General features: G+C 60.6%; 20 protein-coding genes and 1 tRNA gene. 3 read left to right on the forward strand and 18 right to left on the reverse strand.

The features are described 5' to 3' along the window. Nucleotides 1–118 precede the first annotated feature (118 nt). From ACURWW_RS05025 to arsS, 9 genes are all read right to left on the reverse strand, one after another. The gene (locus ACURWW_RS05025; RefSeq protein WP_445616610.1) at nt 119–850 is read right to left on the reverse strand and encodes a lysostaphin resistance A-like protein; all 732 of its coding nucleotides are present in this window, start codon (nt 848–850) and stop codon (nt 119–121) included. Nucleotides 851–893: 43 nt separating this feature from the next. Continuing rightward, nucleotides 894–2372, reverse strand: coding sequence for a PH domain-containing protein (locus ACURWW_RS05030; protein ID WP_445616609.1), 1479 nt, complete (start codon nt 2370–2372; stop codon nt 894–896). Continuing rightward, a complete protein-coding gene (locus tag ACURWW_RS05035) occupies nt 2356–2892 on the reverse strand; it encodes a PH domain-containing protein (protein WP_445616608.1) in 537 nt (178 codons plus the stop codon). The genes ACURWW_RS05030 and ACURWW_RS05035 overlap by 17 nt, the downstream gene beginning before the upstream one ends. A gap of 123 nt (nt 2893–3015) precedes the next feature. Further along, nucleotides 3016–3363: an Hpt domain-containing protein gene (locus ACURWW_RS05040; protein ID WP_445616607.1), complete on the reverse strand. Its 348-nt coding sequence runs from the start codon at nt 3361–3363 to the stop codon at nt 3016–3018. A gap of 44 nt (nt 3364–3407) precedes the next feature. Further along, entirely contained in the window at nt 3408–5153 is a 1746-nt protein-coding gene (locus tag ACURWW_RS05045; protein ID WP_445616606.1) for a SpoIIE family protein phosphatase, read from the reverse strand. Between the two features lie 62 nt (nt 5154–5215). Continuing rightward, nucleotides 5216–5524, reverse strand: a complete 309-nt coding sequence (locus tag ACURWW_RS05050) for an STAS domain-containing protein (protein ID WP_445616604.1) — start codon at nt 5522–5524, stop codon at nt 5216–5218. Between the two features lie 564 nt (nt 5525–6088). Further along, the gene (locus ACURWW_RS05055) at nt 6089–6265 is read right to left on the reverse strand and encodes a hypothetical protein (protein WP_445616603.1); all 177 of its coding nucleotides are present in this window, start codon (nt 6263–6265) and stop codon (nt 6089–6091) included. Nucleotides 6266–6503: 238 nt separating this feature from the next. Next, nucleotides 6504–7172 (reverse strand): TIGR04282 family arsenosugar biosynthesis glycosyltransferase, encoded by a 669-nt coding sequence (locus ACURWW_RS05060; RefSeq protein WP_445616602.1) that lies wholly within the window; start codon nt 7170–7172, stop codon nt 6504–6506. 21 nt (nt 7173–7193) lie between these two features. Beyond that, nucleotides 7194–8174, reverse strand: a complete 981-nt coding sequence (arsS, locus tag ACURWW_RS05065) for an arsenosugar biosynthesis radical SAM (seleno)protein ArsS (RefSeq protein ID WP_445616601.1) — start codon at nt 8172–8174, stop codon at nt 7194–7196. 109 nt (nt 8175–8283) lie between these two features. On the opposite strand from arsS, the gene ACURWW_RS05070 reads away from it, so the two are divergent. After that, nucleotides 8284–8360, forward strand: a tRNA-Arg gene (locus ACURWW_RS05070). Nucleotides 8361–8373: 13 nt separating this feature from the next. Here ACURWW_RS05070 and ACURWW_RS05075 read toward each other — a convergent pair. Together ACURWW_RS05075 and ald are read right to left on the reverse strand one after the other, a co-directional pair. Beyond that, nucleotides 8374–9654 carry an MFS transporter gene (locus tag ACURWW_RS05075; protein ID WP_445616600.1) on the reverse strand — a complete coding sequence of 427 codons (1281 nt, stop codon included), beginning with the start codon at nt 9652–9654 and terminating at the stop codon, nt 8374–8376. Nucleotides 9655–9739: 85 nt separating this feature from the next. Then, entirely contained in the window at nt 9740–10849 is a 1110-nt protein-coding gene (gene ald, locus ACURWW_RS05080) for an alanine dehydrogenase (protein WP_445616599.1), read from the reverse strand. A 375-nt stretch (nt 10850–11224) separates the two neighbouring features. Here ald and ACURWW_RS05085 point away from each other — a divergent pair, with 375 nt between their 5' ends. After that, a complete protein-coding gene (locus ACURWW_RS05085; protein ID WP_445616598.1) occupies nt 11225–11731 on the forward strand; it encodes a hypothetical protein in 507 nt (168 codons plus the stop codon). An 81-nt stretch (nt 11732–11812) separates the two neighbouring features. On the opposite strand, the gene ACURWW_RS05090 is transcribed toward ACURWW_RS05085, so the two are convergent. From ACURWW_RS05090 to ACURWW_RS05105, 4 genes are all read right to left on the reverse strand, one after another. Next, nucleotides 11813–12187 (reverse strand): hypothetical protein, encoded by a 375-nt coding sequence (locus ACURWW_RS05090; RefSeq protein ID WP_445616597.1) that lies wholly within the window; start codon nt 12185–12187, stop codon nt 11813–11815. Nucleotides 12188–12340: 153 nt separating this feature from the next. Next, nucleotides 12341–13258: a tRNA 2-thiocytidine(32) synthetase TtcA gene (ttcA, locus tag ACURWW_RS05095; protein ID WP_445616596.1), complete on the reverse strand. Its 918-nt coding sequence runs from the start codon at nt 13256–13258 to the stop codon at nt 12341–12343. Nucleotides 13259–13391: 133 nt separating this feature from the next. Continuing rightward, entirely contained in the window at nt 13392–14489 is a 1098-nt protein-coding gene (locus tag ACURWW_RS05100; protein WP_445616595.1) for a tetratricopeptide repeat protein, read from the reverse strand. Continuing rightward, nucleotides 14489–16030: an adenylate/guanylate cyclase domain-containing protein gene (locus ACURWW_RS05105; RefSeq protein WP_445616594.1), complete on the reverse strand. Its 1542-nt coding sequence runs from the start codon at nt 16028–16030 to the stop codon at nt 14489–14491. Before ACURWW_RS05105 ends, ACURWW_RS05100 begins: the two co-directional genes overlap by 1 nt. A 336-nt stretch (nt 16031–16366) precedes the next feature. On the opposite strand from ACURWW_RS05105, the gene bioA reads away from it, so the two are divergent. Then, nucleotides 16367–17656 (forward strand): adenosylmethionine--8-amino-7-oxononanoate transaminase, encoded by a 1290-nt coding sequence (gene bioA, locus ACURWW_RS05110; RefSeq protein WP_445616593.1) that lies wholly within the window; start codon nt 16367–16369, stop codon nt 17654–17656. Nucleotides 17657–17710: 54 nt separating this feature from the next. Here bioA and ACURWW_RS05115 read toward each other — a convergent pair whose 3' ends face one another. From ACURWW_RS05115 to ACURWW_RS05125, 3 genes are all read right to left on the reverse strand, one after another. Beyond that, entirely contained in the window at nt 17711–18718 is a 1008-nt protein-coding gene (locus ACURWW_RS05115; RefSeq protein ID WP_445616592.1) for a tryptophan--tRNA ligase, read from the reverse strand. Between the two features lie 87 nt (nt 18719–18805). Next, nucleotides 18806–19846, reverse strand: a complete 1041-nt coding sequence (locus ACURWW_RS05120) for a cyclic nucleotide-binding domain-containing protein (RefSeq protein WP_445616591.1) — start codon at nt 19844–19846, stop codon at nt 18806–18808. A 114-nt stretch (nt 19847–19960) separates the two neighbouring features. Continuing rightward, nucleotides 19961–21262 carry a M18 family aminopeptidase gene (locus ACURWW_RS05125; RefSeq protein ID WP_445616590.1) on the reverse strand — a complete coding sequence of 434 codons (1302 nt, stop codon included), beginning with the start codon at nt 21260–21262 and terminating at the stop codon, nt 19961–19963. Nucleotides 21263–21267 lie beyond the last annotated feature (5 nt).

Consider the following 21267-nt stretch of genomic DNA (forward strand, 5'->3'; position numbering starts at 1 on the left):
AGTGCCAGATGTCCTGGCGGAAACCACTCAGTTTACCACAGACCTGCTCCCGCCGTTTCACGGCACCGGGAGGCAATGCGCAGGGACGAACCGCCGGCGACGACCCTGATCGACCGAGTCAGGTGGTCAGCATCAGAAACAGAAATGCCAGCGCATTGTTCAGCGCGTGCAGAGCGATGGCGAGCAGGGTCGACCCAGTGCCCATGCGAACGGCACCCAGAAACACCCCGATGGCGAAAATGCTGGCCATGCCATAAACATCATACTGCAGGTGCACCAGCGACCACAGGGCCGCGGTCAGAATGACGCTGGGCCAGTTGCCCATCGCACTTCGGCGCAACCCTTCCAGTAGAAATCCCCGGAAGAATATTTCCTCAAAAATCGCAGCGGCAAACACCACCCCCACGAACAGCAGGAGTTTGCTGTCGGTGGACTGATAGATCTCCCGCATCACGTCGGGTGTTACCGGGCGGTCGAGTACGGAGGTCAGCAGGTCCAAGGCCACCAGGAGAACAATGAACAGCCCGGTCCAGACCAGTATCGACTTTCCGCTGACTCCGCGGAGCGCCAGATACGAACCTGGCCGCCCTCCTCGCCGCAAGCGCACGGCCAGCAACACCAGACCGGTGCACACGAATGCAGAGGCGATGGTGGCAGCAGACAGAACATCGCCGTCCATGAGCGCGGCATCATATCCCTTGGTGGCATCGCCGATGTTGACATATGCACCGACCACCAGCGTCTGCACGGCAATGAAAACGGCACCGATCAGGACACTCCAGGCAAGGGTGGCCCAGAATCCCCACACCGGATTGCCCGTCCGTTCGAGTACCGTGGATCCGTTCTTCACCGTTGTTCCTCCGTGAGCCCCTTGGCGGACTGCCCACTGGTCATCAGAACCAGCGCCCACGAAATGTGACCGCCTGATACAGGCTTTGATCGCGCATTGCCTGGGCTACGCCCAGGGGCACGCAGGGTATGGTCACCCGCCCATCCGCACCCCAGACGGAAAGGTTGGCCAGTCTCCAGGGCTTCAGCCACGGAGGCTCGGTGACGGAGAGCTTTTGCGTCTTGCCGGCGGGAAGCCAGGTGGACCTGCTGCCCACCAGTCCGGTCCTCATGGAGGTCCAGTGGCCGTCCTGGTAGTAGCCAAGTACAAACCAGTAGCGCCAGGCGAGAAGAAAACAGGCCAGGATAATCAGCGGGACGCCCGCCATGAACTCCGGGCGCAACAAAAGCAGCACAAGGGACAACGCGCAAGCCGTCAGGCCACCTCGCAACAGAATGTATGCTGGATGAACACGCCGCCACCGCACTCGGGGGACGGATAGCTGTTGCTCCAGCGCCCGGAGCGTGGTGTTCGAGAGCACCGGAACCAGAAAGTGTTTGCGATGTTCCTCCTGCCCCGGTCCGGCGCCTCCGGCCTTGCTGATCTTCAGAGTGTGGCGCCGCAGCAGTCGTGCAACCAGCCCCTGGGTAACGGTGACCTGTTGCAGTTTGTGGATGCGAAAACCGCGTGTGCGAACCGTCCCCAGTCCCGCGCGATATTGGAACTGATCGCCCGTTCGCGTCAGCCGGTAATCCCAAAAGCGAAACAGTGCGATTAGCATGGAGATGAAGAACAGGACCAGCAAGCCGCTCAGAACCGCCACTCCCGCCACAAGGACCGCCAGCCACAGACGACTGCGATTGAACAGCTCCGCCAAAGCACCGTGAACAAATGTACCTTCCAGACCGGCGAACCAGTCCTGCATGGAGGGGCCCAGATGTTGAGTAAAGGGCGCGATTACGGGGGCGAGAAAAAGGAGGCCGTTGTACATGAGGCCGTAGCGCAGGACCTCTCGCCAGGACAGATGCAACTGGAAATCCGGTTCAACATCAGCCGGCTGCGAACCCTCGTCGCTGCGAACCTCGGCGGCCTGGCGGCGGGCCAGAATGGCGGACTTGAGGGCTTCCGCCTCCGGGTAACGGAGCCCCGGGATGTCCACCTCCTGACGGCTCGATCCTGCACTTTCCAGCCCGAGCGTCGCCAATCCGAAAGGGCGAAAGTAGAAAGGCTGGGCGATGTCGGCCTGCTGCACGCGATCGAAGTACAGAGTGAGGCGATTGCGACTGAAGACCCCTCGCTGCAATTGAATACGATCGCCCTCGGCCTTGTAACGGAAAAACCAGAAGTGAAGGAAGACGCTTGCGGCAAAAACCACCAGCAGCCCGGGCAATCCGAACGTTACGAAGTTGGACCGAACCTGTTCGCCCCCGGCAAGAACCGCCAGAAGAGCCGGCCAGAGATTCACCGCCTGGCGCAATGCGTCAAATACAAAATAGAAAATGGCCAGCGGAGAAACCCGCCGCCACTCAGAGGTCAGGGTCATCGGCGCCATCCTGTCGCTCGGCCTGCTGCGAGGCACTGAGGATCTGCACCTTCAGCCGTCGCGCTGTGTCCATCGGCAAACCGGGGAGCACCAGATCCGATTTGACTCCGCCGGCCGTGTACACCACCAGGCGACTGAGGCCCAGGCTTCGCTCCAATGGGCCCTGAGTGATTTCCAGATGCTGGACGCGATTGATGGCCACGGAGGTGATCCGTCGCCACAGCAGGCCCGTACGGAGGTGAACATCAAGGCGACGTAGCAGATACCGGGTATGCCGGACCCGGCGCGGCACCCATATCACGATCAGGACCAGAAACAGCGCCGCCACAGCAATCGCAAGCACCTGCAGCCAGGCCAGTTGCGCCTGTGCGGCGCCGAGTAACCAGGACGTGGCGCTCAGCACAATTCCATAAGCCAGCAACTGAATGCGCAGCTGAGTCCCGTAGCGGGGGCTGACAGCCTGCCAGGGCTCGTCTTCCAGAGTGCCGACTCCTTCAATGCCGAGTGGGGGGTTGAACATTGGCGGCCTCCATCCGTGTCCGTGAGTGTAGGGCTTGGGTCGAGATGTGCAATGTCGGGAGCTTGTCAGCAGCCAGCATCAACTCGCTTGCGTTCAGCTCCGTTTTTAACGCCCAGGAATGCCTTACTGCGTCAGTTTCACAGTCAAATGGCCCCGCACGATTTCGAACTCCGCTTCGATGGCTGACAGTATTTCATCGAGACCGACCAGGTGCCCCTCCCGCGCATTTTGCTCCATCTGGAGGCAGAGTTCCGCCAGGGGATGGGCTCCGAGGTTGCTGCTGCTGCCCTTCAGACTGTGAGCACTGCTGCGCACGGCATCGGCGTCAGCTTCCGCCAGCCCCGCCTTGAGGCCGGAGATCCGATCGTCCGCATCCTTGATGAAGGTTTCCAGCAGTCCCTTGAAACTGTCCCCGAGAATCTCCTGCAGCATCGCCAGTGTCGCCGGGTCCAGGTGTACTTCTTCACTCATCGTTGTCCCCAATCAACTACTTAAGGTCCTGGTGTCGGCCTATTCTACGCCACCGGCTCTCTGGTCCAGCGATATACAGCTTCCACTTCCCGTCCGTCACGCAGGAACCGGAGGGAGTCGCACAAATTCCGAACCAAGGCTATTCCCCGCCCACTGTAGGGCTCGCCGTTATCGGGCTGGCGAGTCGAGGCAAACCCCCGACCGCTGTCCGACACCCGGATCGTCAACCGGCCGCCGTCCTCGCAACTTTCATGACTGAGATGGAAGCGAACATAGCCTTTTGTGCTCTGTGCGAGCCTGCGCCGTCGCTGTTCGTAGTAATCGCCGAAGCCTTCTGGCGTCTGCTTGAGCCGTGAGTCCAGTCTCAGGACCCCATGCTCAAGAGCATTGGAGTACAGTTCCGCCAGAATGGTATAGAGGCTTCCGCTGTGGCGACGCAGCCCCGGAACTTCGGTCAGAACACCGAGCAGCAGCGGCAAGGGATCGAAATGCTTGAAAGTGGAAGGCTTGACTTCGAAATCCAGTTCCCACTCCATCAATCCGGTCGAGCGCCCCGGGTTGTCCGACACCGAGGGTAATTGTACCCGCTCCGGCTCCACCATTGTCACTTCTACCAGGGACAGATCATCGTCCGCCCCCTCCGATCCCACAAAAGCCCGAACCGCGCTGAGAATTCCGGGAAAGATCCTTGCAGCATGGCGCTGGCGAAAGATCGCGCGCAGGCGCTTCTCCCCAAACATCTCGCCGGCACTGTTGCGCGACTCGTGAATGCCGTCCGACCAGAGGTAGCAGCGATCCCCCACGTCCATCTCGTAGTGCCGGCAGTCCACCTTCAGCTGCGAACTCCCCACGACGCCAAGGGGCAGATGGCGGGAGGTGATCATCTCCAGGCGGCCCGAAGCCTTGCGATATATGAGGCACTCGGGCAGGCCGCCATTCCACACCGTAAGGCGCCGTTCACGGAAGTCCATCTCCAGGACGCTGGCGCAACAGAACACGCCCAGGGGCAGAATCGAATTCAGCTTCCCATTAATTTCCCGCAGCACATCTTCGAGCGCGAACCCCCGGTGGACCATCGAGTAGAAAGTGGAGGCGAGTGGCATGGCTCCGATGGCGGCCGGCAGCCCGTGCCCGGTGAAATCCCCCAGCAACACCATCATGCTGCCGGACGGTCGTCGCGCCGCAAGGAGAACGTCACCATTGAAGATCGCCCGGGGGGAAAGATGGTACCGGATGTTCGGCGCATTCAGGCAGCCGCTGTGGGCTACGTTGTCGAATACCTGCTTCGCAAGCATCTGCTCCTGCAACAGGTGCTGATTCTGGCGAACGATCTGATTGCGCTGGGCGAGAACCGTGTGGTGCAATCCGCGCATCCGGTTGAAGGCTCTGATCTTCGCCTGGAGAATAACCTGGTTATAGGGTTTTTGCAGAAAATCGTCTCCCCCCGCTTCCAGGCACCGCACCAGTGAACCGGAATCCGTAAGGGATGTGAGAAAGATTACCGGAATCCACCGCTCGCCAGCCAGTTCACGAATGCGGCGAGCCGTAGCAAAGCCATCCAGCCCGGGCATGAGGGCATCCAACAGCACCACGTCGGGCGCGTTATCCTTGAATGCGGACAGCGCTTCCATTCCGTCGCGGGCGCTGATGACCCGGTGGCCTTCCTGGCGAATGATGGCTTCGAGAATTCGGCGATCGGCTTCGCTGTCTTCGGCTATGAGTATGGTGAGGGGCCGTTCGGGAGGGTCAGCACCGATCCAGGCTCCGGAACCGCCATCGTCCTGATACATGATCAGCCTGCCTGTTATTGTTTATTCTTCGGCCGCCCTCTCCCGATGAAGATGCGGGTACTTTACTCCTGAATAGTGAAGAGCTGATCGAAATTCGATATGGAGAGAATTTTTCGCACATCCGGATTGCAGTTGGTGATGGTGATGGCGGACTCATCCCCGCCGGCGAAATCCCGCAGCAGCAGCAACATGCCGAGCGCCGAACTGTCCAGGTAGGTGGTTTCCCGCAGGTCCACGCAAATCGTCGCTGGCCGCTTGGTCAGATGCTCGTAGCTCCCGCGAAAATCGCGGTGGGCACTGAAGTCGAAACGTCCCTTGATCGCTATGGTCAGCGCACTGCCATCCGGCGACGCTGAAGAGCTTACTGGCATACCTACCTCTTGTTACCTCGGGTCTGCTGTGGAAACAGGAAAGCCGTTGTAACCAGCCTGAACACCGCACAGACGGACCAACACAAGCCCCATGGACTACCGGCGGCCCCGCAGCGGCTCTGCGAGGTAACCAGTCGTCCGCTTGGCGCGCTTCCCGGCGGACCTTGGAAGACCCGCCGCCTGTTGTAAAGCATAGTCGAAAATCAGGGAAGGCACAGTTGCTTGAACCGCACTCGTGGACGCGGTCGCAAAAAATCTGAGAAGCGTTTACTGAGGGCTTTTAAGGGGCACGGCGGATTCCGGGCCAGCCAGGGCGCCGTACGAATACGGCGCTCCCGGGCAACAGCTCAGGCAGGTGCTACCCGCCTTGACTCAAATTGGGATGATTCCAATGGCGGCCGCGATGGCGAAGGGCAAACCTGAAGCGCACATCTGCAGCGTCGAGCTTCTTCCAACGGGCTCGGCCGGTGCCTGCCCCGCGAAGCGTCTTGGTCTTCACTGCGAAACTCGTCGTGCATCTGTACGCTTCAGGCCGGAGACGTATCAGAGTTGTTCAAAGGCTCCCTAGAAATCGAAATCGTATTCACTGGTTTCCCGTAACAATCGCAGGTCATCCAGTTTGTTCTCGACCAGTCGCCGGCTGTCCAGCTGCTGAATCATACCCAGTTCCTGATCGTCACCGTCCTCGTCCACCCAGTCGTCCAGGTCGATGTCGGAAACAAATGAAGAATCACTGCTCATACCGATAAACCCTCATGCACGATATTCACAACGAAGCCGGACCCAGCGGGGCTGCCCGGCTGCGGTCGAAAAATAACTCCGGTTTTTCGACCGGTCAAGATAATTTTTAGAAGATTTAGCGCCAAAAAATGCGCCTTGGAAACCAGCCGGGAGCAAGGACAAAAACAGGGGTTTTGGCGCCAACGATTTCTTGCCGCTAGGGACCTGTCAGAGGAGATCGCACCGCATTAACAGGCCGCTAGGAACGGTCGCCAAAACGGCGAAGGGAAGGCGGGAAGGATCGATGACCGAGAAGGGGAAGATCTTCCGGCCGGTCAATATCCGGAAGTGTCGGAAGCAGGGAACAGGACCACCCGAGGGCGCGTATCCGGGCCCGTGTGATGGCGAAGACCCGATCGGTTCCCCACGGCATCCGGTCGAAGAGGTCGGAATGTACCGCTCTCAAGCCTAACAATACGTAACCGCCGTCAGCGGCCGGACCCAGAACCGCGTCCCCGCTATCGAGGGCCTGGACCGCCTGGCGCAGGTAATCGCCATCCAGAAACGGGCAATCGCTGCCCACCAGAATGATGCCGGCATACCGGCCAGCCGCACCACGCGCCGCATTGGCCATTCGCTGCCCGAGGTCCGCGCCCTGCTGGACATGCAAGCCGATCGAATGGTCCCGAAACAGGCGCTGCAGCAGGGGGTGGTCAACGGACCCGTCGACCCAGAGCTGGACCGGGCATACACCGGCCCGGACACTCTGCAGCGCCACCCGTTCCAGCATCGCGCTGTGGAGTTCCAGCCGCCCTTGGGCGTCCAGAACCGAAGCGAGGCGGGTTTTCACCTGGGCACCGACCGGCGAGCGGGCAAACTGGAGAATGCAGTAATCGGGATGGGAAAATTGCGTTGGTTGGACGTTCAAAGTTATTCCTCGGCCCGCACCTCAACTGAGCGCGCCGCCGCAACTGCTCCCCTGCCCTGCGGTGCAGCCGTAGCAGTGTTCTCCAACAACGATGTTGTCGTGCAATTGTCCGCCGCTGAGCAGGTCGCTCACGTGCAGCGCCGCACGATCCGAGGCAATCACCCCGGCCTGATCCGCGTGCGCCGGCCAGTTGAGCATCTGATTGAAATCGCAGTCGTAAATGGCACCCTGCCAGTCCACGCTGATCAGCGAGCGACACATCAGCCCCCGCAGATTGGCCGGGGAGAAGTTGTCCTTCAGCAGACCCAGATAATCGTCGTAGAGGCCCTTCGCGAGCAACATGCCCCCGAAGCGACTGATGGGCATATTGGTAATGGTCAGCAAGCGATCGAAAACGATTCCATAGGCATCGCGCAACTCCCGTTTGTAGTCCTGCTGCAACTGCTCCTGGGAGGGCGGAAGGAAAGCCCCGTTGGGGTTGTATACCAGCACCAGTTCCAGTTCAGCATCGCTGCCGTAGCCCAGCGCGTTCAGCCGGCGCAGCGCTTCGATGGACTGCTCGAAGATGCCCTTGCCCCGCTGCTCACTCACGTTCTTTTCCGAGTAGCACGGCAGCGATGCAGTCACGTGGACCCGCTGATCTGCCAGAAACTCCCCCAGGTCTTCATAGCCGGGCTCCAGGAGGATGGTCAGGTTGCAGCGGTCCACTACCTGAACTCCCAGTCGCCGTGCCTCGCGCACCAGGTGGCGGAAGTGCGGGTTCATCTCCGGCGCACCTCCGGTCAGATCCAGCTGCCGGATGCCACTGGTTTCCAGCAGGGCGAGGACCTGGTCGACAGTCTCCCCGCTCATCAATTCCGTGCGTCTCGGCCCCGCGTTCACATGGCAGTGGGTACAACTCTGATTACAGAGATACCCCATATTCACCTGCAGTGTCTCAAGAGCACCGCGCTTCACGGCCGGGAAATCGGTCCCGCGGAGGAGAGGTTTGGTATCCAGCATGAACAATCTCGTCGTTGTTAACGGCCCTCGCCGAGGGTCGCCCGGCCGCTGCATCCAGAAGGCAAACTCGCGGCCAGGGTGAGTTTTTAGTATAGTTTGCGCCTTTGCCGTCCCCGTAGCTCAGTAGGATAGAGCAGTCGCCTCCTAAGCGACAGGTCGCAGGTTCGACTCCTGCCGGGGACACCATCCCCCACCGGCTTCAGTTTCCCTCCTTCGGATTCACCGGCTCGCCCTCGGCCTGCTCCAGCTGTTGCAAACCCTTGCTGGAGGGGAGAGCCAGCAGCAAGTAGAGTGCGAACAATCCGCCCGCGCCGGCCAGCACCATGCTGAGCCCCAGGCGCGGCTCCAGCAAGCCCATAATCCAGGCCCCCACCGCGGGGATACCCCGAAACTGGGACTGCCACACGCTCATGACGCGCCCGCGCATGGTGTCGGCCACGCTCATCTGAATCATCATCTGCGCACCGGTGCCAAACACAGTGACGCAGAGGGACAAGGCGGCCGCCGCCACGATGGACACCGTAAAGGAGCGGGACCAGGCAAAAACAAGAAGCAGAACCACAGACGCAACCGCGCAGATCACCAGGACCCGGGTGAGTGCCCGGGTGCGCCCGTAGATTGCAATCCCCAGGGCCCCCACCAGGGCTCCCAGCCCTGCCGCGGAGGCCAGCACGGCGAGGCCCTCCGCCCCGCGCCCGAAGATGTCATCCGCCACCCCCGCGAACAGCTCGCGGTACGGGCGAACCAGAATGGAGAATGTAAATCCGAACAATACGATGGCGCGCAACGCAGGTGAGTGAACCACGTGGGCAATTCCCGCGCTGAAATCAGTCATGAAGGACCCGGGAGCACCGGACTTGCGGGGCGCCTGCCCCTTGATCTGAATGCGGCTGAAAACCAGCAGCAGCCCCACGTAGCTCACGGCGTTGGCCGCGAAAGCGCCTTCCACTCCGATGGCGGCAATAATGAGCCCGCCGATGGCCGGCCCTACGAAGATAGCGGCGGTAAACATCATGGAGGTGATGGCGACTGCCGCCGCCATGTCTTCGCGCGGCACCATGTTGGGCATCAGCGCCAGGCGCACCGGAGCCCACACACCTTCGATCACGCCCGTGAGAGCTACAAAAATGAAGAGTACCGGAAGGCTGATGAGCCCGAGATAAGTGGTGACTGCCAGCGCCACTGCCACCACCATCAGCAGCCCCTGGGTGATGAAGGCCATCCTGACACGATCGAAGCGATCGGCAAAGGGGCCCGCCATGAGGCTGAACGTCATGGCGGTGACCGCCTCGGCGGCGGCGAAAGCGCCCAACCAGGCGTAGGATCCGCTCAGGGTCCAGACCAGCCACTGGATGGCGATGCGCTGAATCCACAACCCGATCACCGAACCGGCATGGGCCACGATGTACCAGGAAAAATCGCGATGACGGAACGCGCGGACGAGGCCGGAGCGACCGGCGGCGGAAAAGAACTTACGCATTCAGGCCCCAGACTGCCGAAAAACCAGGGCAGGCATTAAAACACAAGTCGCAGCAGTCTGCTTTGCCTGCGGTTTGCAGGCCGCGTCAGATCAGCGAATTCACCGGCGTATAATCCAGCCCGAAAGATGCCGCCACCGCCGGGTGCGTTACCCGCCCCTGGAAGAGGTTCAAACCCTGGACCAGATGCGGGTTCTCCAGAGCCCCCGCCAGGCCCTTGTTGGCAATCGCTTCCACAAAGGGAAAGCTGGCGTTGGTCAAGGCCTGGGTCGAGGTGCGGGCGACAGCACCGGGGATGTTTGCCACACAGTAATGAACCACGCCATCGACGAGGAATGTGGGCTCCTCGTGGGTGGTGGGACGGGAGGTATCAAAGCAACCTCCCTGGTCGATAGCCACATCGACTACGACGCTTCCGGGCCGCATGGTGCCAATCATCTCGCGGCTGACAACCTTGGGCGCCGCAGCGCCGGACACCAGTACCGCTCCTATCACCAGGTCCGCGCCGCGCACAGCCTCCGCCACGACTTGCGGACTGGCGGCCAGAGTCTTGATGCGTCCGGCGAACATCTGATCCAGCTCCCGCAGCCGCGGAACGAACTTGTCCACCACCGTGACCTCCGCCCCCAGCCCCACGGCCATCCGCGCCGCCTGCGTCCCCACCACGCCGCCCCCGACAATCACGACCGATGCCGGCGCGACCCCGCTGACTCCGCCAAGCAGAACTCCGGCGCCACCGCGGGGGTTCTCCAGGTGATGGGCGCCCGCTTGCACGGACATGCGACCGGCCACTTCCGACATCGGGGCCAGCAGCGGCAGCTGGCCGCGTTCGTCCGTTACCGTTTCATAAGCAATGCAAACCGCCCTGGATTCCCGCAGACAGTCGAGCAGGAGACGGCTGGCGGCCAGATGCAGGTAGCAGAACAAGAGTTGCTCCGGCCGAATCAGCTCACATTCTTCCGGCTGCGGCTCCTTTACCTTGACGATCATCTCCCCCCGCTCGTAGAGCTCACGCGGGTCGGCCACCAGCGTCGCTCCGCAATGGCGGTAGTCATCATCACCGAAACCGATGGCGATCCCTGCGCCGCTCTCGACCAGGCATTCGTGCCCTTGGGCGACCAGTGCCGCAACGTTGGCGGGAGTCAGCCCCACCCGGTACTCGTGAGTTTTCAGCTCCCGCGGCACAGATATTTTCATAGTTGCTCCGAACCATTCTTGAAATTGGTGGTTAATTATTGATTGCACGGGGCAGATGGAGTTCTCCCCTGCGCGGGGCCGGAGGTGTGCCCCTCGGAAAGGCAGCATAAGTTAAAGATCGGTTTTTTCGTGGGTATTCTGGTCGATTATTTGCGTGTTTCGCGATGAAGTTTCCAGTTTTTGGGAGATTTGAGGCGAACAAGCCGCAAGATCCAATGTCCCAGGCTTGAGTTCCAGTTTGGCATGAGCCGCGAGACTCGCGAGGTTTCAAGAAAAGCCGGATTTTTACAATACGAGGACCGTTTTCGGGTAGGGAAACCAGCCCCCGGTGGCCAAACCCCAGGGGCTCATCAAGCGTCAGGAGCGCTTAACTGAATGGGCATTTGCGCAGAAGAGCTTCGCAGCTTTGTCATCCGGCCCACTCTCGAGTATCTGGGCGAGTCGGGCCAACGCGCCCGCGCGGCGGAAAACCTCCTGCTGGGCACAGCCGCCCAGGAGTCCGGGCTCGGCTTTCACCTGAGAATCAACCGTGCGCGCGGAATCGGCATCTATCAGATCACACCCCAGATTCATGTGAACATCTGGGATCGCTACCTGATCGACCATCCTGATCTGGCCTCCGATATCCGCGGTTTGGCCAGTCAGCATGAATTTCTTGCCCACCCCCACGCCGAACTGGCGACCAACCTCAGCTACGCCACGGCCATTGCCTGGATGGTGTATCGCCGCACCAAGCGGAAGCTGCCCGCGGCCGACGACATTCTCGGTTTGGGCAACTTCTGGTTCCGTCACTTCCCCCATCGGTCAAGCGAAACCGCAGACGATTTTGGGGATACCTACAGACGCTGCATTGACGTAAAAGCCAGCGATCTGGCCGCCTGAGTCTGCTCCCCGCCTTTTGCCGACCTGCTTCTCCGGCTGCACCGCTGGCCCGGGTGAGGCGGAAAGCAATGGGGGATTACTTCAGGAAAACCAGCGATCGCTCGAGCGCCGCCCGCAGCCGCCGCGCCGGTCGGGCAGAATGGAAGAGCCCCTGTAGATGGCCCGGCGGTCAAGCAATGCGCGACGCTGAATGCTCCGACGCTCGACGTGACGGCCGTCGTCCTCACTCAACTGGATCCAGCAAACCGCACCGAGCGCCCGGATAACGCTGAGATAACGCCTGGCCTCCTCCAACTCCCGGCAGCGCTTGACCACCACCGGACTGCCGCTGGTAATTCGGGCAAACGCTCGATCACTCAGCCGGAAACGACGGCGCACCCGCCCACGCACCAGATCCGCTTCGGCGCCATCGGAAAACTTGTCAATAAAAACCACTTCGTAGCGCGCTTCGTCCATAAGCTACACGCCTCTGTTCTTGTGAGTTGTTATGGGGTGACATGAAGAGAAAGCGTCCGCGGGAGTGCTGGCCGCGACATCGCGGGAAAGCGAACGAGCCATGGAATTTACCCGTTTGCTCCCGCGGTGGCAAGTAAGCGGCAGAGAGCCGGATCAGGACAAATTAAGGTGCCGAATCAGGTTCGCGTCCTGGGCTTTGGCTTCCGTATCCCCGGCTGACGAACGCGCCGGAGGCGCGCTGCGGTCCAAGGCCAGGTCGTGGAAGTTGAACAGGTTTGTGTCGGCGAGCTGGGAGGGCGAGACCTTCTGCAGAGCGGAGAAAATGGTTTCCGTCCGGCCGGGATTGGCTTTCTCCCAATCGGTCAACATCTGCTTGATGGCCTGGCGCTGAAGGTTCTCCTGGGAGCCGCACAGGTTGCAGGGAATGATCGGAAACTTCTTGTAATCGGCGTAATCCGCCAGGTCTTTCTCCCGGCAGTAGGCCATGGGTCGGATCACGATATTGCGCTGGTCGTCCGCCAGCAACTTGGGCGGCATCGCCTTCAGGCGGCCGCCGTAGAACAGATTGAGGAACAGGGTCTCAACAATGTCGTCCTTGTGATGGCCCAGCGCGATCTTTGTAGCGCCGATTTCTTCTGCAAAGCCGTACAGGGTTCCCCTGCGCAACCGCGAACAGAGGCCGCAGGTGGTTTTGCCTTCGGGAATGATCTCCTTGACGATGCTGTAAGTGTCCCGCTCCACAATATGGTAAGGCACGCCAAGGCTGTCGAGATAATTCGGAAGCAACTCTTCCGGAAAGCCCGGCTGTTTCTGATCCATATTGACCGCCACCAGTTCAAAGCTGATGGGCGCGGTTTTCTGCAAATTGAGCAGAATGTCCAACATGCAATAGGAATCCTTGCCCCCCGACAGGCAGACCATCACCTTGTCGCCGTCCTCGATCATGTTGTAGTCAACAATGGCGTTGCCCACGTGTCGCCGCAAGCGTTTCTGCAATTTGTTGAATTCGAGCTTGCCGCGATCCTTTCGGTTCGGGCGGCTGTTGGGTGGGTGATGAATCTCTACGGACATAAGGCTCAGGTGCGGACGGTCGGGAGTGAAGGGCGGCTATTGTACGGCGAAGGGCCCCCGAAGCAAAACCGGTGATGGTCGGAGCTCTGAACGTAGCGCCCCGGAATGAGGCGCCCCACCAGAGCAAGCTGCGTCAGGCGCCCTCGTTATCGAGGCGTTCGAGCTTGGAGATGAAGCGCTCCACCCGTGCGATATGCGCTTCCAGCACCGGGTTGCCCGGCGACAGCTTGGCAGCTTCCTGCCACACGGCCAATGCTTCATGAAGTTGTCCCTGACTGTACAGAGACTGGCCCTCCTTGATGTGAGCCGCCACGTGCTGGTCCACGATCGCGCGCAGATCCTCGGACCAGGACAGCACATCCGCATCTTCGGGAACCTGGGATTGCAGTTCAGTGAGAATTTCCTGGGCGGCGGCCAGCCAGCCGGCATCGATCAAGCGCCGGTAGCGGGCTTTGAGTTGCCCCACGTGCTCCGTCTTGCGGGCGACGCGTGCCTCCCGCTCCGCCTGTGCCTGGGCACGGGCCCGTTCCGCGGCGGCGACCTCCTCCCGCTCCCGCTCCTTGTCGAGCAGGGCCAGGCGGGCGGCGGTCTCCTCGTCGCCGGTCAGACTGGCGGCCATTTTCAGGCAGGATTCCGCCAGGTCGAAACGGCCTTCATCCAGTGCGCGCTGACCGCAGGAGCTCAGGTCCCGGGCAAGTTTCTCAGCCTCACGTCCGTGGCGAAACGCCTGCCAGCGGGTTTTGAGGCCAGCTGGGTGGATTTCGCTGGCTTCTTTGACCAGGGAGCTCTGGGCGCTGAGGTGCTCGCCGCGCAACAGGAGCATCTGCTGCTCGATCTGATCCAGGCGGGCCACCCGATCCTCATAGAATGCATCCTCGGCCGAACGCAAAGCCTCACTGTCGGGCAGCTTGTCCAGGGCGTCTTGCAGAACCGCCTCGGCCGCGGGCCATTCGTCCGCCGCCTTGAACCGGGCCAGACGACGCAGGGTGTTCTCCTCGAATTGAGCAATCAGCGGGCGGATGGCGCGGCGGCGAACCACCAGCGCCTCGAACTCGGGGTCGCGTGCGTCGATGTTGGCGAGTACGGCTTCGGCCTCGGCATATTCGCGCTGGGCAACCAGTTGTTCAACCAGTTCCAGGCGCTCCTTGCCGGTCGGCAACGTGCCGCACGCACTGAGCAGGATCGCCGCCGCCAGCGGGATCAGAAGATGTCTCGGAGCAAACCGCGTCATTAACTCACCTTCTGCATTTTTTTGGCTGTTGCTTCGAGGTAGTCGGAAATTCCCGCCCGGGGAGGGTTTCTGAGAATGTCTGCAATCATGTTATCCATGGTTCGCTCATATTCGGGCGCAACACTGGTGACGCGATAGGTTCGGACCAGCCCCTTGCGTCCGCGCACCGCGACCTCATCCACGGCAGCAAAACGCACCCGGTCGTTCAGGGATTCGTCCCGCGGCACTGCTTCGCCAACCACCATGTCGCCGGGCTCGGCGAGACGGCTGAGCCGGGACGCCACGTTGACTGTGTCCCCGACCACGGTGTATTCCATACGCTGGCTGGCGCCGACGATACCGGCCATCATCTCTCCACTGTTCACACCGATACGAACATTCACCTCTCGCTGCCCCCGCTGCTTGCGCAATACGTTCACCTCCTCCAAGAGGCGCAACATGACGCTGGCGCAGGCAATGGCGTTGAAGCGATGGTCCGGGTTGTGTTTGGGTGCGCCGAAGATAATCATCGCACAGTCGCCGATGAACTTGTCCACGGTGCCGAAGAACAGACGGCTGCACACGGTGAAGTAGGCGAAGTATTCGTTCAGCAGTTCGACCACCTCTTCCGAGCTGCTGCTCTCGGTCAATTCGGTGAAGCCCACGATGTCCACGAACAACACGGACGCATCCACCTTGGTGCAGCCCACGTCCACCTTGTCCAGATCCGACAACATGGCCTGGGCGACGTCGTCAGCCACAAAACGCGACAGAACGCCCTCCATCTGGCTCTTCTCCTTCATGCTGCGCGCCATTCGATTGAAGGCAGCCGACAGCTTGCCCAATTCGTCCCGGCGGCGGGTATCCAGTGCGATATCGAAGTTGCCCGCAGCCAACAGGTCGGTGGCAGTCACCAGATCCTCTACCGGTTTCGCCATCCTCCGGCTCATCCATGCGGCGATGGCCACCGCGAGCAGGGTCATCACGGCGGTGGCAATCAGCAGCACCTGCGCAGTGCGCTCGAAGCTCGACTGAATGGAAGACACAGATAGTGATACCAGCGCGTGCCCCGCGATCACATCCTGGAAACTGATGGGCGCCATGAAGGAGATGAGTTCCTGCCGGCCGGCGTCCAGTTGCCATTGCAGGCTGGAAAACACACTGCCTTCGAGGTCGCGGCCGGCACTCATCGCCCGCAGGGGCTGCTCCGGTATGTCACCAGCCGCAAACAGTTGTTCGCCGGTTTCGTCGAAGACGGCCGCGCCAATAATCTGGGCGTCCGCTGTAAGATTATTGGTCATCACCTGCAGGGCGAAATGGTCGTCAATGAACAGAGGTTCAGTGGCGCTGTGGGCGAACTGGCTCACGATCGTCGAGCCGTATTCATTGATCTGCTGGCGCATCAAATCCGCCTGGTAGCTGAGTACCAGTGCGCCCAGCAAGCCCATCCCCGCCACGATCAGAGCTGTAAAGCTCGCACCCAGCCGATAGGCGATCGGCACGTGTCGGGTGCAGAGTCGGCCCAGGGTGTTCTTCCACACACGAAGCCCGACCTCAGCCATTGATCGGCCAAAATTCTGACGCCAGGAAAGATTCAAGGAACTGGGTCTCACTTTATACGGGAACATACACACAGATTCGTTGAGCAATGGGAGACTCTCAAACTATAGTCGCATTTTACCTGACCATCTCCGGGAATGGGGTTTTCGCCGCTTTAATTACAACTCAACTGTCGGAATAATCCTTTTTTGGCGCCGTGAGGCACACAGAGTTCCCGTTCTTCGTCGGCTGAGCACCCACACTGCGCCGGAGAGCTCTTGCAAGGCGTCACCGTCGCTGAATCCCGTCCGCTGATTCGGTAACATCCACCTTTTTGCTTTACTCAAGAGCCAGCGCCAATGACTGAACGCGAAGAACTGCTGTCCTTTGATCGGGATCACCTGTGGCACCCGTATTCACCCGTGCCCTCCACCCTTGCGCCACACTTGGTGGAATCCGCCGAGGGCGTGTATCTGAACCTCGCCAGCGGCGAACGCGTGATCGACGGCATGTCATCCTGGTGGAGCACCGTGCACGGCTACAACCATCCGCGGCTCAATGCCGCAGCCACCGCGCAGCTGGCCAAAATGGCTCACGTGATGTTTGGCGGGTTGACCCACCGGCCAGCGATCGAGCTTGGAAAACTGCTGGTGGAGCTGAGTCCGAAACCTCTGCAGAAAGTCTTCTTCGCCGACTCCGGCTCCGTGGCAGTGGAAATTGCCATCAAAATGGCCTTTCAGTACTGGGCGAGCCAGGGGCGCCCGGAGAAGAACCGGCTCGTGGCCTTGCGTTCTGCCTACCATGGGGATACCTTCGCCACGATGGCGGCCTGCGATCCGGACAACGGCATGCACACCCTCTTCCGGGACGTGTTTCCCAGGCACTTCTTTGTACCTGCCCCGGCCGTAAGGTTCGGCGAACAGTGGCGTGTAGATGATGCAAACCCGCTGGAGGCAATGCTTCGGTCCCACGGGAATCAGATTGCGGCCATTATTCTGGAGCCCATCGTCCAGGGCGCCGGCGGAATGCGATTCTATTCCCCTGACTACCTGAAATCCGCGCGGGCACTGGCGGAGCAGTATGACGTTCTGCTGATTACCGATGAGATTGCCACCGGCTTCGGACGGACTGGTAAATTATTCGCCTGTGAACACGCCGGGATCGCTCCGGACATCATGTGCGTCGGCAAAGCTCTGACCGGAGGGTATATGACGCTCGCCGCGACCCTGTGCAACGAGCGTGTCGCACAGGGAATCTGCGAGGGCGAAGCCGGTGTACTCATGCACGGGCCCACCTTTATGGCCAACCCTTTGGCCTGCGCGGTTGCAGTCGCGAGCGTGGAACTGTTGCGGGAAAGCGGGTGGCAGGGTTCCGTTCAGCGCATCGAGAAGCAACTGGCAGCTGGCCTCGAGCCCTGCCGCAGCCTTCGCGGTGTTGCCGACGTACGCGTCCTTGGGGCGATTGGGGTGGTGGAGTTCCACCAACCGGTGGACATGGCGTTCTTCCAGAATGAGTGCATCGCGCGGGGGGTATGGGTGCGCCCCTTCGGCAAGCTGGTGTACGTGATGCCACCCTACATCATCAGCCATGAAGAGCTGGAAAAATTGTGTCGCGCATTGTGTGAGGTGGCCACGCTTTGCGCGACCTGAAAAGCACGGCAAGAGGGGCTCGCGCCCCACTTCCCGTCATGGACATCAAGGTGCCTAACCCAGTTTGCGAATGCCCATGGCCTCGCGCAGATCCTTCATGAACGGCACGCTGTAGGCTCGCGCCTTTTCTGCGCCTGCCAGCAGCACCTCTTCGATATCCTGCGGACGCTCCATAAGGCTGTTGTATCTCTCCCGCGCTTCCGCCAGTTCCTCATTGATAAGCTCGAACAACCGGCGCTTGGCTTCGCCCCAGGCGATGCCCGCTTCGAACTCCTTACGCATCTCTGCTGTTTGCTCGGGCGTGGCGAATGCCTGCCAGATCTGAAATACCGTGGAATCGTCCGGGTCTTTCGGCTCACCGGGCTCCAGCAGATTGGTCTTGATCTTGTTGATGTGTTTTTTGAGCTTCTTCTCGGGCAGGAACAGCGGAATCGTGTTGTTGTAGCTCTTGCTCATCTTGCGCCCGTCGAGACCCTGCAGAACGGCCACATTCTCATCCACTGCCGCCTCGGGCAATACAAAATGCTCGCCGTAGTGGTGATTAAAACGGGCGGCAATATCCCGGGCCATCTCGATGTGCTGGATTTGATCCTTGCCGACGGGAACCAGGTTTGAATTGAACATGAGAATGTCCGCGGCCATCAGCACCGGGTAGTTGTACAGGCCCATGGTGATGCCGAAGTCCGCGTCCTCGCCGGCCTCCTGATTGGCCGCAACCGCTGCCTTGTACGCGTGGGCTCGATTCATCAGCCCCTTCGCGGCCATGCAACTGAGCAGCCAGCACAGCTCTGGTATTTCGGGCACATCCGACTGGCGGTAGAACACGACTTTTTCGGGATCCAGGCCCGCGGCCAGCCAGGTCGCCGCAATCTCACGGGTGGACTGCTGGACCAATTCCGGATCCCGACACTTGATCAGCGCGTGGTAGTCCGCCAGAAAGTAGAAAGAGAGGTTGTCGCTGTCCAGGCTCGCCTGGACAGCGGGACGGATCGCTCCCACATAGTTGCCCAGGTGTGGCGTGCCGGTGGTGGTGATGCCGGTTAGTACCCGTTTTTTGCTCATGCTCAGGTCTTGTGTTCGTGGTCAGTGAAAGTGGCGCTTGGTGAAGCGCAGCGGCGTATGATACCGGGAATGGCTGGGGCGATAAAATTATTCCGCCCCGTAGTAGGAGGTAGCGTTCTCCAGAATGTAGGTGGTGAAGCCAGCCTGACAAAGCAGATGCGCGGCGACTTCGCTGCGTTTGCCCCCATCGTCAGTGACCACGTAAACGGTATTGTCCTCCAGCCCGGACAGGCGCCGGCGCAGCGACGCAAGAGGGATGTTGGTTGCATCCTTCACGTGGGCCATGCGGTGTTCCAGGGGGATGCGCACGTCCACCAACCGGTACGGTTGCCCCTGGCCGGCCCGCTTGCGTAGCTCCTCCCCATCAATGTAGCGAATCAGGGGTTCCTGCAACAGTGCCTTGAAATTCTCTTTGTTTAGGCGCATCAAGGTGCCGGCCGTTTGCATCACCACCGAGGCATTGCGAATGGTGTCGCCCACCAGTGCTTCCTCGCCAAAGAACTGCCCCGGACCGAGCGTGGCCACCTCTCCATCGAAGCGCGTTATCACTTTGGCCTGACCCGATTCGATCACATAGAAATAATCGCCTTCGGCACTCTCTTCCACAATAATCTCGTCGGGCTTCGCTTCAAAGGGCTCGAAGCTCACGAACAGCTGCTGGAGCTGGGCAGGAGGAACCTGGGCGAATAGAGGCGACTCGAGCAGACTGCTCATCCAGTCTTCTCCGCCTTCCGTTGTGTCCGCCTCCAGGGCGGGTGGGCTGTCGTAGTCCGGCAGTACCGTCTCGGTCCAGCGGTCCAGCACCTCAAAGGCCTGGTGCTCCACCTGGAGCACGGTAACCTCTGACTTGGCCTGGGCGGCCACATCCGATGGGGACTGAGTCGTCAGCGCCTTGCGGCTGCGGGAACTGCCTCCTTCGACGGTTTCGCTGTTGAACGAAGCGTCCACCAGGTCCACGCGACCGTCAACCAGGAAAGTGACGGCTTTGAGGGGCTTGCCCCGCTTAATGAGAAAGGTGCCTTTGGCCACATTTTCCATTCGAAGATAGGCGGAGATCGCTTCGAATTGACTGTCATTTATCTTCTCGAAGGGGCTGAACTGCTGCAGTTCCTCGTGTGACACCGCCACGGAATACTTCCTCCCAGTGCTGCCGGCACAGATAGTGGGTCTGCCCTTGGGGCGCTTTCCCGTCGCTCGAATCCGCACAACTCCGGAAAAACGGCAGAGGCGACGCCGAAAACCCTATATTCTAACCTGTTCCAGGCTCATAAATCGCTTAAGCGCCCGATAAAAGTTGTAGGCATCCTTCGTTCCAGCCAGCTCCCGGGGTGAATGCATGGCAAAGGTGGGAACGCCCACATCGAGGGTTGCTACCCCCAGCGCGGTCGCGGTCAGCGGGCCGATGGTGCTGCCACAGGGCATGTCGTTGCGACTTACGAAGTACTGGACCGGGACGTCCTCCTCCCGGCAGATGTTTTGGAAGATGGCGCTGCCTTCGCTGTTGGTGGCATAGCGTTGATTGGCATTTACCTTGATCACGGGGCCACCGTTGATCCCGGGGCCATGATTGCGATCGTGGCGGTCCGGATAATTCGGATGAACCGCATGGGCGTTGTCCGCCGAGATCAGCATGGAGCGCTCCAGCGCCTGCGCCCGCTCCCCGGGATCCGGCAGCAACCGGGCGATAATGTCCCGTACCAGGGGCCCCTGGGCGCCGGCTGCCGACTGGCTGCCGACTTCCTCGTGGTCATTGCACACCAGCATGCTGGTTACCTGATCGCCTGCTTCGAGCAGGGCACGCAAGCCCAGATGGCAACTGGCGAGATTGTCCAGCCTGGCGCTGGCGATGAACTCCTTGCGCAACCCGATGATCGCCGGCGCCTGGGTATCGTAGAAGCTCAGCTCGAAATCGAGGATCCTGCTCACCTGCACGCTCGGGTGCTCCCGCTTCATCTGCTCCACGAGCAGATCCCGGAGGTTCACGGCTTCTTCCGGTGTTGACAGACAAGCCACCGGGGTAATGTCTTTTTGCGGATTGATGGAGCGGTTGCTGTTCACCTCCCGATCCAGGTGAATCGCCAGGCTCGGAATAATCGCAATCGGCTCATGGAAATTGACAAGACAACTGCACAACTGCCCGTCGGCGGCCATGTAGGTCACCCGTCCGGCGAGGGAAAGATCCCTGTCGAACCAGGGGTTCAGCAACGCGCCTCCGTATACCTCAACGCCCAGTTGCAGGAATCCGCTCTGCTTGATTTCGGGCTGCGGCTTTACCCGCAGACAGGGGCTGTCCGTATGAGCGCCCACCATACGCAGGCCCGTCTCGCTCAGGGCATTGGTGCCGTAAACGAAGGCCACGATGCTGGAGTCATTGCGTGTGCAATAGTAGCGCTGGCCGGTCTGCAGGCTCCAGGGGGCGTCCATGCGCAGAGCCTGAAAGCCTTGCGCTTCCAACTGCCCAACCATCCAGTCCACCGCGTGGAACGGCGTGGGCGAGGCTTGAATGAACTGAAGCAAATCCCGGTTGAACTGATCGTTATTCATGGTTT

The sequence above is a fragment of the Gilvimarinus sp. F26214L genome (genome assembly GCF_054401055.1).

Coding starts and splice junctions, on each gene's coding strand:
- ttcA (WP_445616596.1), bottom strand. CDS start 13,258: ATGTCCGTAGAGATTCATCACCCACCCAACAGCCGCCCGAACCGAAAG.
- ACURWW_RS05055 (WP_445616603.1), bottom strand. CDS start 6,265: ATGAGCAGTGATTCTTCATTTGTTTCCGACATCGACCTGGACGACTGG.
- ACURWW_RS05115 (WP_445616592.1), bottom strand. CDS start 18,718: ATGAGCAAAAAACGGGTACTAACCGGCATCACCACCACCGGCACGCCA.
- ACURWW_RS05105 (WP_445616594.1), bottom strand. CDS start 16,030: ATGGCTGAGGTCGGGCTTCGTGTGTGGAAGAACACCCTGGGCCGACTC.
- ACURWW_RS05100 (WP_445616595.1), bottom strand. CDS start 14,489: ATGACGCGGTTTGCTCCGAGACATCTTCTGATCCCGCTGGCGGCGGCG.
- ACURWW_RS05125 (WP_445616590.1), bottom strand. CDS start 21,262: ATGAATAACGATCAGTTCAACCGGGATTTGCTTCAGTTCATTCAAGCC.
- ACURWW_RS05040 (WP_445616607.1), bottom strand. CDS start 3,363: ATGAGTGAAGAAGTACACCTGGACCCGGCGACACTGGCGATGCTGCAG.
- bioA (WP_445616593.1), top strand. CDS start 16,367: ATGACTGAACGCGAAGAACTGCTGTCCTTTGATCGGGATCACCTGTGG.
- ACURWW_RS05085 (WP_445616598.1), top strand. CDS start 11,225: ATGGGCATTTGCGCAGAAGAGCTTCGCAGCTTTGTCATCCGGCCCACT.
- ACURWW_RS05035 (WP_445616608.1), bottom strand. CDS start 2,892: ATGTTCAACCCCCCACTCGGCATTGAAGGAGTCGGCACTCTGGAAGAC.
- ald (WP_445616599.1), bottom strand. CDS start 10,849: ATGAAAATATCTGTGCCGCGGGAGCTGAAAACTCACGAGTACCGGGTG.
- arsS (WP_445616601.1), bottom strand. CDS start 8,174: ATGCTGGATACCAAACCTCTCCTCCGCGGGACCGATTTCCCGGCCGTG.
- ACURWW_RS05075 (WP_445616600.1), bottom strand. CDS start 9,654: ATGCGTAAGTTCTTTTCCGCCGCCGGTCGCTCCGGCCTCGTCCGCGCG.
- ACURWW_RS05090 (WP_445616597.1), bottom strand. CDS start 12,187: ATGGACGAAGCGCGCTACGAAGTGGTTTTTATTGACAAGTTTTCCGAT.
- ACURWW_RS05045 (WP_445616606.1), bottom strand. CDS start 5,153: ATGTATCAGGACGATGGCGGTTCCGGAGCCTGGATCGGTGCTGACCCT.
- ACURWW_RS05030 (WP_445616609.1), bottom strand. CDS start 2,372: ATGACCCTGACCTCTGAGTGGCGGCGGGTTTCTCCGCTGGCCATTTTC.
- ACURWW_RS05050 (WP_445616604.1), bottom strand. CDS start 5,524: ATGCCAGTAAGCTCTTCAGCGTCGCCGGATGGCAGTGCGCTGACCATA.